General features: G+C 60.6%; 14 protein-coding genes. 5 read left to right on the plus strand and 9 right to left on the minus strand.

What is annotated here, in order from left to right:
* The first annotated feature begins 36 nt into the window (after positions 1 to 36).
* The gene (locus tag Q4577_RS04710; protein ID WP_303469974.1) at positions 37 to 1128 is read left to right on the plus strand and encodes an ABC transporter ATP-binding protein; all 1092 of its coding nucleotides are present in this window, start codon (positions 37 to 39) and stop codon (positions 1126 to 1128) included.
* 9 nt (positions 1129 to 1137) lie between these two features.
* Here the strand turns inward: Q4577_RS04710 and Q4577_RS04715 are convergent, their stop codons facing one another.
* The gene (locus Q4577_RS04715; protein WP_244687417.1) at positions 1138 to 1797 is read right to left on the minus strand and encodes a YafY family protein; all 660 of its coding nucleotides are present in this window, start codon (positions 1795 to 1797) and stop codon (positions 1138 to 1140) included.
* Between the two features lie 199 nt (positions 1798 to 1996).
* Here Q4577_RS04715 and tatA point away from each other — a divergent pair, with 199 nt between their 5' ends.
* Genes tatA through Q4577_RS04735 form a run of 4 tightly spaced genes read left to right on the plus strand, consistent with a single transcriptional unit; the run spans position 1997 to position 4514 of the window.
* A complete protein-coding gene (gene tatA / locus Q4577_RS04720) occupies positions 1997 to 2218 on the plus strand; it encodes a twin-arginine translocase TatA/TatE family subunit (RefSeq protein ID WP_244687415.1) in 222 nt (73 codons plus the stop codon).
* Between the two features lie 6 nt (positions 2219 to 2224).
* Positions 2225 to 2749: a Sec-independent protein translocase protein TatB gene (tatB, locus tag Q4577_RS04725; RefSeq protein ID WP_303469972.1), complete on the plus strand. Its 525-nt coding sequence runs from the start codon at positions 2225 to 2227 to the stop codon at positions 2747 to 2749.
* Positions 2749 to 3672 (plus strand): twin-arginine translocase subunit TatC, encoded by a 924-nt coding sequence (tatC, locus tag Q4577_RS04730; RefSeq protein WP_303469970.1) that lies wholly within the window; start codon positions 2749 to 2751, stop codon positions 3670 to 3672. Before tatB ends, tatC begins: the two co-directional genes overlap by 1 nt.
* Positions 3672 to 4514, plus strand: coding sequence for an ATP-binding protein (locus Q4577_RS04735; RefSeq protein ID WP_303469969.1), 843 nt, complete (start codon positions 3672 to 3674; stop codon positions 4512 to 4514). Before tatC ends, Q4577_RS04735 begins: the two co-directional genes overlap by 1 nt.
* Before the next feature lie 40 nt (positions 4515 to 4554).
* Here Q4577_RS04735 and Q4577_RS04740 read toward each other — a convergent pair whose 3' ends face one another.
* The 8 genes from Q4577_RS04740 to Q4577_RS04775 form a co-directional block, all read right to left on the minus strand.
* Entirely contained in the window at positions 4555 to 5088 is a 534-nt protein-coding gene (locus tag Q4577_RS04740) for a redoxin domain-containing protein (RefSeq protein ID WP_303469968.1), read from the minus strand.
* Positions 5089 to 5132: 44 nt separating this feature from the next.
* Positions 5133 to 6296 carry a LysM peptidoglycan-binding domain-containing protein gene (locus tag Q4577_RS04745; RefSeq protein WP_303469967.1) on the minus strand — a complete coding sequence of 388 codons (1164 nt, stop codon included), beginning with the start codon at positions 6294 to 6296 and terminating at the stop codon, positions 5133 to 5135.
* Positions 6297 to 6359: 63 nt separating this feature from the next.
* On the minus strand, positions 6360 to 7004 hold the full coding sequence (locus Q4577_RS04750) for a protein-L-isoaspartate(D-aspartate) O-methyltransferase (protein ID WP_303469965.1): 645 nt from the start codon (positions 7002 to 7004) through the stop codon (positions 6360 to 6362).
* Positions 7001 to 7786, minus strand: a complete 786-nt coding sequence (gene surE / locus Q4577_RS04755) for a 5'/3'-nucleotidase SurE (RefSeq protein ID WP_303469964.1) — start codon at positions 7784 to 7786, stop codon at positions 7001 to 7003. Before surE ends, Q4577_RS04750 begins: the two co-directional genes overlap by 4 nt.
* 133 nt (positions 7787 to 7919) lie before the next feature.
* Positions 7920 to 8567 (minus strand): SDR family oxidoreductase, encoded by a 648-nt coding sequence (locus Q4577_RS04760; RefSeq protein WP_303469963.1) that lies wholly within the window; start codon positions 8565 to 8567, stop codon positions 7920 to 7922.
* A gap of 147 nt (positions 8568 to 8714) precedes the next feature.
* Positions 8715 to 8978: a hypothetical protein gene (locus Q4577_RS04765; protein WP_244687396.1), complete on the minus strand. Its 264-nt coding sequence runs from the start codon at positions 8976 to 8978 to the stop codon at positions 8715 to 8717.
* A gap of 248 nt (positions 8979 to 9226) precedes the next feature.
* Positions 9227 to 10684, minus strand: a complete 1458-nt coding sequence (purF, locus tag Q4577_RS04770) for an amidophosphoribosyltransferase (protein WP_244687685.1) — start codon at positions 10682 to 10684, stop codon at positions 9227 to 9229.
* Between the two features lie 466 nt (positions 10685 to 11150).
* Entirely contained in the window at positions 11151 to 11714 is a 564-nt protein-coding gene (locus Q4577_RS04775) for a CvpA family protein (protein WP_244687393.1), read from the minus strand.
* Positions 11715 to 11744 lie beyond the last annotated feature (30 nt).

An 11744-nucleotide genomic window follows, 5' to 3' on the forward strand; every position in this document is an offset into this window, starting at 1 on the left:
CGATTGTTTTGATCGGGAAAACTGCAAGAGGCCGAATTGCCCCCCGTCACCGCCCCCCCCAGGTTGGAAATCCGCAATCTTATCCGCGATTTCGATGGTCGCCGGGTGGTGGATGACGTGTCATTGCAGATTCAACCGGGGCAGGTGACCTGCCTGCTTGGCCCGTCCGGGTGCGGCAAATCCACAACCCTGCGGATGATCGCCGGGGTTGATATGCAGGACGCGGGCGAAATTTTTGTCGATGGCAAGTTGATCTGTGACACGGTTTTCCGCCTCCCGCCTGAGCGGCGCTCGATCGGGTTGATGTTTCAGGATTTCGCGCTGTTTCCGCACCTGAGTGTGGGGCGCAATGTGGCCTTTGGTCTGCGCGCCAAAGGCGCGGCGGCGCGGGCCCGGGCCGAAGAGATGCTGCAAAAGGTTGGCATGGCGCGCTTCATTGACGCCTATCCCCATGAATTGTCCGGCGGCGAGCAACAGCGCGTCGCGCTGGCCCGTGCCTTGGCGCCGCAGCCCAAGATCATGCTGATGGACGAGCCGTTTTCCGGGCTCGACAATCGGCTGCGCGATGGCATCCGGGACGAAACACTGGCCGTGTTGAAAGAAGAAGACACCGCCGTGCTTCTGGTCACCCATGAACCGGAAGAGGCCATGCGGATGGCCGATGAAATCGCTCTGATGCGTGACGGCAAAATCGTGCAACAGGGCGCGCCCTATAATATCTATCGCTCGCCGGCGGACAAAGCCGCTGTGGCGTTCTTCAGCGATGTGAATGTGATCAATAGCACGGTTCAGGGCGCGCTGGCCGACACACCCTTTGGGCAATTCCTGGCCCCCGGGCTGCCGGATGGGGCCGAGGTGGAAATCGTGTTCCGCCCCCAGCATGTGGGGATTGATTTTGATCGCGCCGGGCAGGGGCCTTTGCCCACCGCCGAACGCGGTATTGCCGCGCGGGGCACGGTGGCGCGGGCGCGGTTCATGGGCAAGGAAAGCCTGGTCGAATTCCGGATGGATCATGACGGATCGACCCTGCGGGCGACGGTGCCGAATGTTTTCCTGCCAAAAATCGACACGCCGCTTTGGCTGACGATCCGGCGTGACCGGTGTTTTGTCTTCCCCAAACTGGGGTAAAGTCCGGCCCTATTGTTGGCGCAGGCGATAGTCGCCGAGGCGTTTTCCGGGTTCATCCACAAACAGACCGGGGACGGCGGTCAGGGTTTCGATCTGATCAATGCGGAAGCTGATGAAATCATCCTGTGTTTCGCTCCAACCGACACAAGCCCAGATCCGGCCCCAGTAGCGCAGTTCAAGCGGGCGCAGCAAATGATTGCTGCCCTCATCCAACGTGATTCGCAGTTTTTGCCGGGCCCGCACGGCGGCGCGAAAGGCGGGCATATGGCGAAAGCCGCGCGCTGCATCTTCGAATGGATAGGCGGCAAAGGCGAATTGCGCGGGCGCTGCGTGATCCTCTGGCAAGAGCGCGTCGATCTTGGCCGCAAGGGCGCGGGCGGCTTCGACCATTTCCGGCACATCGGATTGCCCGACAACCGCAAGCCCAAGATGCAGGGCCTCAAGCTCTGCATCGGTCAGATTGATCGGTGGCAGGGTGATGGCGGCCAGCGCGGAATATCCCAGGCCGCGCTCGCCGATCACCGGCACGCCGCTGTCGATCAATGTGTCCATGTCGCGATAGATCGTGCGGATCGACACCCCCAGATCCTGCGCCAGATCTTCGGCGCGATGCAACGATCCGTCTTTCAAACGCTCCATCAAACGATAGAGCCGGTCCGCCCGTTTCATAGCTGATTCGCCTTTGTGAATTGCCCATTACTGACAATATTCCGACAACTGACAGAATACTGTCAAAATGCGGCCCGGATTGCACGGCGAATTCAGCAATATCAGGTGTTTTGTCGCTTTTCGCAGGGCGGGCAAGGCTTTATGACGGAATGTAACTTGCCTGCCCCGCCGCTGTGGGGCCGAGATCTGGAGACAAAACATGCTGAACAATATCGGCCTTCCCGGCCTTCTGCTGATTGCCGTTGTCGTGCTGGTCCTTTTTGGACGCGGCAAAATTTCTTCGCTGATGGGCGAAGTGGGCAAGGGCATCACCGCCTTCAAAAAGGGCGTCAAGGACAGCACCGAAGAAGAGAAGCTGGACGATATGACCGGCGACACGGCCAAGGACGTGACCCCGGAAGACGAAAAAGACAAGGTCTGATAGATCATGTTTGATCTTGGCTGGACCGAGCTTCTGGTCATCGGAGTTGTGGCGCTGATTGTTGTCGGCCCCAAGGATTTGCCGATGTTGTTCCGCAAGGTCGGGCAATTTGTCGGCAAGGCCAAAGGTATGGCGCGGGAATTCAGCCGGGCCATGAACGACGCCGCGGATGAGGCAGGCGTCGCAGATATCCAAAAGACCATTCGCACCGCCACCAATCCGGTGAAGTCCGCGATGGACGGCGTCAAGGACGCCACCCGCCATATCGCCGACCCGCTTGGCGATGTGAAAGACGGGCTGAAGGACGCCACCAATCTGGGCAATGGCAATGGCAATGCCGATGACGCCGCAGAACGTGCCGAAAAGATCCGCAAAATTCAGGCGAGCACCGCCCGTGCCGCCGCCGAACGCAAACGTCGCGAGGCCGATGAGGCCCTGAAGGCGGCGGAAATCGCAGAGGCCGCAGTCAGCACCCCGCCCGCCGATGATGTGACGGGCACCCCGCCCGCCAAAGACACGAAAGACGCCTGATGAGCCATACGGACGACATCGAAGACAGCTCTGCTCCGCTGATCGAACATCTGGCGGAATTGCGCACGCGGCTGATCCGCTGCGTCGTCTATTTCCTGATTGGCATGGTGATCTGTTTCACCGTCGCCACGCCGATTTTCAACTTTCTCACCGATCCGCTGTGCAAGGTGCTGAGCGAACGCGGGCAGGATTGTGACCTGATCTTCATCTCGCCGCAGGAAGGTTTCTTTGTTGCGATCAAGGTGTCGTTCCTCGGCGGTTTCATCCTGTCGTTTCCGTTTATTGCCAACCAGTTGTGGCGCTTTGTTGCGCCGGGACTTTATAAACAGGAAAAAGGCGCCTTCCTGCCGTTTCTGGTGGCGTCGCCCTTCATGTTCCTGCTTGGGGCGTCGTTTGCGTTCTTTGTGGTCACGCCGCTGGCCTATGACTTCTTCCTTGGGTTCCAGCAATTCGGTGCCGAGGGCGAGGCGGTTGTCGGCGAAGAAGTGAACCAGGGCCTGTCGGTGGTCTTCCAAGGCTCGGCCCAGGAATATCTGAACCTGACGATCAAATTCATTGTCGCCTTTGGCCTGTGTTTCCAATTGCCGGTGCTGCTGACCCTGATGGGCAAGGCCGGTCTGGTCAGCGCCGAAGGTCTGGGCGCGGTGCGCAAATACGCGGTGGTTGCCATTCTGGTGCTGGCCGCATTGGTCACCCCGCCGGATGTGATCACCCAGGTGATCCTGTTCGTCGTGGTCTATGGATTGTACGAAATTTCGATCTTCCTCGTCCGTCGGGTCGAGAAAAAGCGCGAGGCCAAGCTGCGCGAAGAGGGGCTCTGGTTTGAAGACGGTGAAGACGGCGACGATCTGGACGAAGATCCGCTGAAATCCGAATTCACGGACAGCGACGAAGAAGATCCCGGCAAAGTGGACAAAAGCTGATGGCGAACAAGATGTTGAAACGGATTGCCGAGGCTCTGGAACGGATGAGCCCGGCCCCACAGGAGGCCCCGGATTTCTCCGGGGCTGACGCCTTTCTCTGGCATGTCGAGCCGGATCGGCTTCAACCGGTGGAAAATGTGTCGCGGGTTGGTATTGATTTGCTGATCGGTGTGGACCGGTCGCGGGACACGCTGCTGGCCAATACATTGCAATTCGCCCGTGGTCTGCCCGCCAACAATGCCCTGCTTTGGGGCGCGCGCGGCATGGGCAAATCATCTCTGGTCAAGGCGGTCCATGCCGAGGTTCTGCGCCAGGGCACGGCGCTCAAGATCGTTGAATTGCAGCGCGAGGACCTGCCATCGGTGGGCCGTTTGCTGGGCCTGCTGCGTGACCGCAAAGAGCGGTTTGTGCTGTTCTGTGATGATCTGTCGTTCAGCCATGATGACCAGCATTACAAGTCGCTGAAAGCGGTGCTGGATGGCGGGATCGAGGGGCGACCGGACAATGTGGTGTTTTATGCCACGTCCAACCGTCGCCATCTGATGCCGCGTGACATGATTGAAAACGAACGTGCCAGCGCGATCAGCCCGTCTGAGGCGACCGAGGAGAAAGTGTCTCTCTCTGACCGCTTCGGGCTATGGCTGGGCTTTCATCCCTGTACGCAGGATGACTATCTGGCGATGATCCGCGGGTATTGTGATCAATATGGTCTGCTGATTGATGATGAAACCCTGCGCGCCGAAGCCGTCGAATGGCAGGCCACAAGGGGCAGCCGCTCTGGCCGGGTTGCATGGCAATATTTCACGGATCTGGCCGGGCGCCGGGGTGTTCAGATCGGCTGAACCACCCCGACGGGTGTCGTAATGACAGTCTGTCGCGCGATTACAAAGTGCCGCGCGGGGGGCGATCGGTTTTCTTGGTGAATACCATACCGTCTAGAAGTTCCGCCAGATCCGGGCGCGCCGATGGTCCGTTCGAGATCGAGATCAGCAGCAGGCTGCCATCTGGCCGCAGGACAAAGACCCCAGGTTCGGCAAAAGGCGTGTCGGTTTCCGCATCGGACAGCGGTTGGGTCACGTAAACGCCCAAAGCATCCATCTGGTCCCGGCTCAGGTCATAGCCAAGGTCGAACTGCCAGCCGAATTCCGCTTGATCGGCTTCGGCCTTTGCCTTGGGATCGGCCGAGACAACAGCGATGTCAAATCCGGCGTCATACCAGCTCTGGCGCATCTCGTTGAGGATGTTCAGGTATTTCTTGCACCGCGGGCAATGTTTGCCGCGATAGACCACCAGCAGGGTCCAGTTTTCGCCAGTGGTGCTGTCGCCTGAGCCGCCGACAGTGATGTCACCACCGCCCAGGCGGGGAAACGACATTTGCGACAGGATTTGACCGGCAACGGGTTTGGGTGTGGGCATTTAGAGTGACCTCGAAGGATTAGGGATGCGCCATCGGCGCGGTGCTAGCGAACGTAGGGCAAGGGGTCGACGCTTTCAAACCCTTCGCGCACTTCGAAATGCACATATGCGGGATCACCGGCGGCCACTTTGCCAAGGGTCTGGCCCCGGCTGACGGTTTGGTCCTTTTTGACCGCGATATCCGACACATTGGCATAGACGGTCAGGACGTTGTTGGCGTGTTTCACCACGACAATCGGCACCTGATCGGCATTGGCGGTAATGGCGGCAACTGTGCCGACCTCGGCGGCCTTGACCGGCGCGCCTGCGGTGGCGGCAATGTCGATGCCATCGTTGCGGCCCTTGGCATATTCACGGATCACCGACCCGGTGACCGGCATCAACATGCGTGCGGTCGATTTGGAGGCCTGTGTCTGTTCCTTGCCCAGATTGGGAGAGGTCGGTGCAGCCACCGGCGTTGCCGCGGCGACCGGGGTCTCATCCGGCAATGGCTGCGAGGCGCTTGGCGGGGTCGGGGTCGGAGACCCCTGGCCCGGTGCCGTGCCAATATCATCCGTGCGGGCCAGGCTGGCGGTGGGAATCAACAGGTGCTGGCCTTCGCGGACATTGAATTCGCGGTCCAGCCCGTTCCAATCGGCCAAGGCCCGCACCGACACATTATAAAGCCGGGCAATGGTAAAGGCGGTTTCGCCGCGCTCTACCTTGTGGCGGACGGGTTCGGTGCCGGTCTGCGTCTGCACCGGCGGAAGTTCGCTTGTTTGCACCGGCGTGGCCTCAGCCGAGTCAATGGCGCGTCCGGCCACCTCGGTTATATCGACCTGACCGGCCGGTTGGATCGTGCCCCCGGCAGGTTCATCGACCTTGTACGGCAGTGCAATGATTTCACCGGCGCGCAGGGTGTCGTCCGGTTTCATGCCGTTGAACCGGGCCAGATCAGCGACATTCATCCCGATCCGTGTGGCCAGCCCGCCCAGCGTGTCGCCGCGCTGTGCCACCGCAACCTGGTAGTTGGGATAGGAAATTATGCCACGACTGTCGGGGCTTGGCCGATTTGCCGTTGCATTGCGTGCCGCTTCGGAGGTGTCAAACCGGCTGTCGCCAATCTTGCCGCGCAGGTCGAAATCATTCGGCAATTGTTCGCAGGCAGCGATAAATGCCAGCGCAGAACCTGCCACAAACAGGTGAAACCGGGGCGGAGTAAACCACATCTCGAGATCCTCAAAATTCTTCCGGTTGCCCCGGATAGTCAGATTACCTGTTTTATACACATATCATGTGTCGCGCCCAAGCCCTTCGACCAGTGGCACAAAGCGAACGGCGCGCAATTCATCATAATGCAGCCCGTCTTCGGTGCGGCGCACACGAATCAGGTGTTGCACAGCATCAGATTGCCCGACGGGCACCACCATCACCCCGCCAATACGCAGCTGCGCCAGCAGGGGGCCGGGGGGGTCTTCGGCGGCGGCGGTGACAATGATGCGATCAAACGGCGCCTGATCCGGCAACCCGAAAGAGCCGTCAGCGGTAAACGCCGTGACATTGGCCAGGTCCAGCCGGTCGAAAATGGCACGCGCGCCCTGGACCAGCCGTTTGTGACGGTCAACGGTGTAAACCCGCCGCGCCAGATGGCTGAGGATCGCGGCCTGATAGCCCGAGCCGGTGCCAACCTCCAGCACGGTGTCACGTGGTTGGATGTCCAATGCCTGGGTCATCAAGGCCACAACCGATGGCTGGCTGATGGTCTGGCCACAGGCGATGGGCAGTGGCATGTCCTCGTAGGCGCGATCGGAAAATATGCCTTGGATGAAATCCGCGCGGTCAATGCGTTCCATCGCGGTCAGGACGCGTTTGTCGGTCACGCCCTTGGAGCGCAGCGCATATAGAAACTGCATCTTTCGTTCCGCGTCCGCGCTCATGCCAATGCGCCTTTCAGCGCCGCCAGCGCATCCGGGGCCGTCAGATCGGCGCGCATCGGCGTGACCGAGGTGTAGCCGGCAAGATTGACCTCGGCGTCGCTGTCGGCGTCGGCGGCCGCACGTTGATCGCCGCCCCGTATCCACTGAAATCGGCGTCCGGTGGGTGATGTCTGTGCCTCGCAGCTAAAGACGGTATTATGGCGCCGCCCTTGGTGGGCCACGCGGAGCCCCTTGACCTCCGCCGCCGGGATCGCCGGAAAGTTGATGTTATAGAACAGCTTGTAGCTGGCGTTATTTTCCAGATCGGCATCCAGTATCCGCCGCAGCGTTTCGGCACCATGCTGGCGGGCGGCCTCAAACGGGTCGGCGAGATCGCGATTTCCGGGGCCATAATATTGCGACAATGCCATGGCGGTCAGACCTTGCAATGCGGCCTCCATCGCGCCGCCCAGCGTGCCGGAATACAGCGCGTTTTCCGCCGAATTATTGCCCCGGTTCACCCCCGACAACACAAGGTCCGGCGGGCCGTCGCACATCACGTCATGCAGGCCGACTAGCACACAATCGGCCGGGCTGCCCTCGGCGGCGAAACGGCGCTCGCTCATCTGGCTGACCATGAAGGGGCGGGAATAGGAAATGCAATGCGCCACACCGGATTGTTCAAACGCCGGTGCCACGGTCCAGACCTCGCCATCGGGGCCGGCAAGCTCTGTGGCGATCTCGTGCAGAACCTTCAGCCCCGGCGCATTGATGCCGTCGTCATTGGTGATGAGAATGCGCATGATGTCCCCTGAATGCCTAGGCTCTGCTTAGTGGAGCAGGCGCGCAGGGGCAAGCGACGCCCGGGGAATTGCAACGGGATTGCGGCGGGTCGTGGCAGGGCGGAACCACTGATCGCCCGCCTTGCCGAAATTCTTAGCGCAGTGCCAACAGGGCCAGCACCTTGGCCGCTTCGTCATGCGGGTTGGCCAGGTCGTCGCGGTCCTGTCCGGGGAAAAACCGGGCGCGGGTGCCGCTGGCCATCTGTGCCGGTTCGACGATGTGAACCTTGGGGCCGATCTGGGTGGTTTCCGCCTTCCAGCTGCGCGCCAATGCAATCTGGGCTGCCTTGGTCGCGCCATAGGAGGCAAAGAATTTCTGCCCGGCGCGGGGATCGTCAAAAAACACGGCCTGGCCATCGGTGCCCAAAAGCGGCGCGATAAAGGGGATCAACCGGCCCATGGCGGTCACATTGACCTCGATGCTTTTTTGCCAGTCTTTCATGTCCAGGTGATTGGCCGGGGTCAGCGGCGCGGCATGGATGGCTGTGTGACACCACAGATCCAGCTTGCCCCAGCGATCATGAATGGATCGGCAGAGCTGGGCCATCGCGGCCTCTGTGGTGATGTCCATCGGCGCCAAGGTTGCGCTATGACCGGCGGCCTGAATCCGGTCGTCCAGATCCTCGAGCCCGCCGGTGGTGCGGGCCACGGCGATCACATGATGGGTCGGGGCCAATGCTTCGGCCAGTGCGGCGCCAAGCCCACGCGAGGCACCAGTGATAAGGACGGTTTTTTCTGTCATGACTGCGGTTTGCTGCGGTTCTGCGCCAAGGTCAAGCCAAGGTGCCGGTAGCAAGCGCGGATTTGCGTATTTTGAAAGAGAAGAAGCGCCGGGGTGTGTGGCCGCAGCGGTGGGCGGCGGCCAGAGCCAGGCCGCGGCCCGCCGGGGTCACGATCCGGGAATGGTCAGTTTCAACCCGCGGCCATTGCGGGACAGGAACATCTCGCCATCGCGGATTGCGGTGACTTCGCCGCCATTGATCCGGGCGCCCACCGCCACAGTATCCACGCCGCCAAAGCCGTTGCGCAGAATCGCTTTGGGGCCCTTGGGGGTGGTTATCGTGCCCAGGAGCACGGTCTCGCGCAGGGGCAAAGCGCCCTGTTGGGTTGCGGCGGCTTCGGTTTCTGGTGTGATGTCGATTGTTTGTGCCATTTGGCGGTTCCCCGGATGTCTCGGCTATCGCTTGGCCTTGGTGGCCAACGGCGATGCTGCAGCGCGGCATGTACTGACATCTACGCTGGGACGTAAGAGGGGCGCGAAATCTCGGCAAAAAGGTGCTGTCTTTGCCGGGGTAACGGCAGATTGCAGCCGAATGCGGCGCTCGGTCACAGGGGAGTGGGGGGGATCGGCCACGGCGGTCGGCGGTCATCGTCGTCCGCCGAGGAGTTGTGAAGGTCTGCCTATTCAGCAGCCTTCATTTCAAAGCCCTTTTCGATCATATCGGCCGGGGTCACCGGGTATTCACCCGAGAAACACGCATCGCAATATTGCGGGCTGCTGTTTTTGCGGCCTTTGGCTTCGCCGACGGCACGATACAACCCGTCGAGCGAGATGAACTTCAGGCTATCGACCGACAGATGGTCGCGCATTTCTTCTTCGCTCATGGTGGCGGCCAGCAGCTTTTCCCGTTGCGGCGTATCCACGCCGTAAAAACAGGGCCAGGCTGTCGGCGGCGAGGCGATGCGGAAATGCACCTCGGCCGCACCGGCATCCAGAATCATTTCGCGGATCTTGCGCGATGTGGTGCCGCGCACCACCGAATCGTCCACCAGAATGACCCGTTTGCCTTTGATCAGCGCGCGGTTGACGTTCAGCTTCAGCCGAACCCCCATGTTTCGGATCTGTTCGGTCGGTTCAATAAAGGTCCGGCCCATATACTGGTTGCGGATGATGCCCATGCCAAAGGGAATGCCGGATTCGTGGGCGAACCCGATGGCCGCCGGCGTGCCGCTGTCGGGGACCGGGCAGACGAGATCAGCCTCAACCGGGGCTTCGCGTGCCAGTTCAACACCGATCTGGCGGCGGGTTTCATAGACCGACCGCCCGCCGAGGATCGAATCAGGGCGCGAGAAATACACATGCTCAAAGACGCAGAAGCGCGATTTGGCTTGGGCGAAGGGGCGGTGCGATGTGACCTCGCCATCTTCGATGACAACCATTTCGCCCGGCTCGACCTCGCGGACCAATTCGGCACCAATGATGTCCAGCGCGCAGGTTTCCGAGCTGAGTGCATAGCCGCCATCGGCAATCTTGCCCAGCACCAGCGGGCGCACACCCAATGGATCGCGCACGCCTATCAGTTTTGTCCGGGTCATGGCGACAATCGAAAACGCGCCTTCGACCCGCCGCAGCGCATCCTGCATCCGTTCCGGCACCCGGCGTTGCAACGACCGCGCCATCAGATGAATGATGCATTCGCTGTCAGACGAGCTTTGGAAAATCGAACCACGTTCGATCAGCTCGCGCTTCAGCGCGTCAGCGTTGGTGATATTGCCATTATGGGCAATCGCCGCGCCGCCCATTGAGAATTCGCCAAAGAATGGCTGAACATCGCGGATCGCGGTCTGACCTTTCGATCCCGACGTCGAATAGCGCACATGGCCAATCGCCAGTGACCCCGGCAGGGTCTCCATCAGCGATTGTTTGGTGAAATTGTCGCGCACATAGCCGAACCGGCGGGCCGAGTTGAAACCGTGGTCGGGGTGGTGGGACACGATTCCGCCCGCCTCCTGTCCACGGTGTTGCAGGGCATGCAGGCCAAGCGCGACGAAATTGGCGGCGTCGGTTACACCGACAACTCCAAAAACGCCGCATTCCTCGCGCAGTTTATCATCATCAAAAGGATGAGCAGGGGGCATCAAGGCATCAGCCAAGGGGCAGCTCCGATTCCGTGGAAGAATTGATGCCCTACTTAGTCCTTTGTGCCGGGTATGTCACGGATCTATGACATATCTTTTTGCATTGCAGCATGGTTGCAATTTTAAGGGGGCGTTTCGGAGGGGATTTAAGCCTTAGATTGCGGAGCTGTGCCCGCAGCGAAGATGCCGCCGATATTTGACATCCGGGCTGTGTGGCGTGCGGGCAGGGTGGGGCGCAGCGCAGGGGGGCTTTGCCGCAAAGTGCAACTCTTGCGAATGTCGCGCGGTGCGGGCGTCTTTCGGCAAAAGCGCCTTCGCCATGTGATGCATCAGTATGGGGGCAGTGGCGAAGGAGGCACGCCGCATCTTGCTGCGGCATGCGCTCGAATCGGTCAATCACATCGTCTTGTCAGGGGGACCGGCCTTTGAGGTTCTGAAACCGGCGGCCGGCCTCTGGTGTGTCGGCTTATTCTGTCGGCGCGTCGCAGCTGCCAACCAGTTGCTCGTATTGCGCCGTGACCCAACCCAAAGCCTGCTCCGGGTTCTGCTCTTCGATGGAGGTTGTCATCCGGCCAAAGACCGCAGCAGAGCGGCTGTCGTCGATCATGGCGATGTCCTGGCTGGTGATCACGGTGTCATAGACAAAGAACGCGATGGCCACCAAAAGGATGCCACGTGCGACGCCGAACAGGAACCCAAGCCCCTGATCCAGCCCGCCAAGCGCCGAGCGCTGTACAATGGACGAAAACAGCGGCGTGAACAGCGACACAATCACCAACGCGGCAGCAAAAACCGTGGCAAAGGCAGTGATCATGCTCAATTCACAGCTGTCGCGGATAAAGTCGCCAATGACCGGGATTTCCTTGACCAGGGGATCAACCTGCGGGGCAAATATGAAGGCCAGGATCGCGGCGGCGACCCATCCGGCAATGGCCATCGCTTCGCGGACGAGCCCGCGTGAATACGCCAACAAGGCAGACAACACGATGACGATGCCGACAATCCCGTCTACCAGTGTAAAACCGTCCATGTCCTGCCCTTTACTGCCCTAGGTGGATGC

Origin of the sequence: Marinovum sp. 2_MG-2023 (assembly GCF_030548265.1) — a bacterium.
In the GTDB taxonomy this organism is placed as follows: Bacteria; Pseudomonadota; Alphaproteobacteria; order Rhodobacterales; family Rhodobacteraceae; genus Marinovum.

Excerpts from the sequence above, each read along its gene's own strand:
- Q4577_RS04715 (WP_244687417.1), bottom strand. The coding sequence starts at position 1,797 with ATGAAACGGGCGGACCGGCTCTATCGTTTGATGGAGCGTTTGAAAGAC.
- tatA (WP_244687415.1), top strand. The coding sequence starts at position 1,997 with ATGCTGAACAATATCGGCCTTCCCGGCCTTCTGCTGATTGCCGTTGTC.
- tatB (WP_303469972.1), top strand. The coding sequence starts at position 2,225 with ATGTTTGATCTTGGCTGGACCGAGCTTCTGGTCATCGGAGTTGTGGCG.
- tatC (WP_303469970.1), top strand. The coding sequence starts at position 2,749 with ATGAGCCATACGGACGACATCGAAGACAGCTCTGCTCCGCTGATCGAA.
- Q4577_RS04735 (WP_303469969.1), top strand. The coding sequence starts at position 3,672 with ATGGCGAACAAGATGTTGAAACGGATTGCCGAGGCTCTGGAACGGATG.
- Q4577_RS04740 (WP_303469968.1), bottom strand. The coding sequence starts at position 5,088 with ATGCCCACACCCAAACCCGTTGCCGGTCAAATCCTGTCGCAAATGTCG.
- Q4577_RS04745 (WP_303469967.1), bottom strand. The coding sequence starts at position 6,296 with ATGTGGTTTACTCCGCCCCGGTTTCACCTGTTTGTGGCAGGTTCTGCG.
- Q4577_RS04750 (WP_303469965.1), bottom strand. The coding sequence starts at position 7,004 with ATGAGCGCGGACGCGGAACGAAAGATGCAGTTTCTATATGCGCTGCGC.
- surE (WP_303469964.1), bottom strand. The coding sequence starts at position 7,786 with ATGCGCATTCTCATCACCAATGACGACGGCATCAATGCGCCGGGGCTG.
- Q4577_RS04760 (WP_303469963.1), bottom strand. The coding sequence starts at position 8,567 with ATGACAGAAAAAACCGTCCTTATCACTGGTGCCTCGCGTGGGCTTGGC.
- Q4577_RS04765 (WP_244687396.1), bottom strand. The coding sequence starts at position 8,978 with ATGGCACAAACAATCGACATCACACCAGAAACCGAAGCCGCCGCAACC.
- purF (WP_244687685.1), bottom strand. The coding sequence starts at position 10,684 with ATGCCCCCTGCTCATCCTTTTGATGATGATAAACTGCGCGAGGAATGC.
- Q4577_RS04775 (WP_244687393.1), bottom strand. The coding sequence starts at position 11,714 with ATGGACGGTTTTACACTGGTAGACGGGATTGTCGGCATCGTCATCGTG.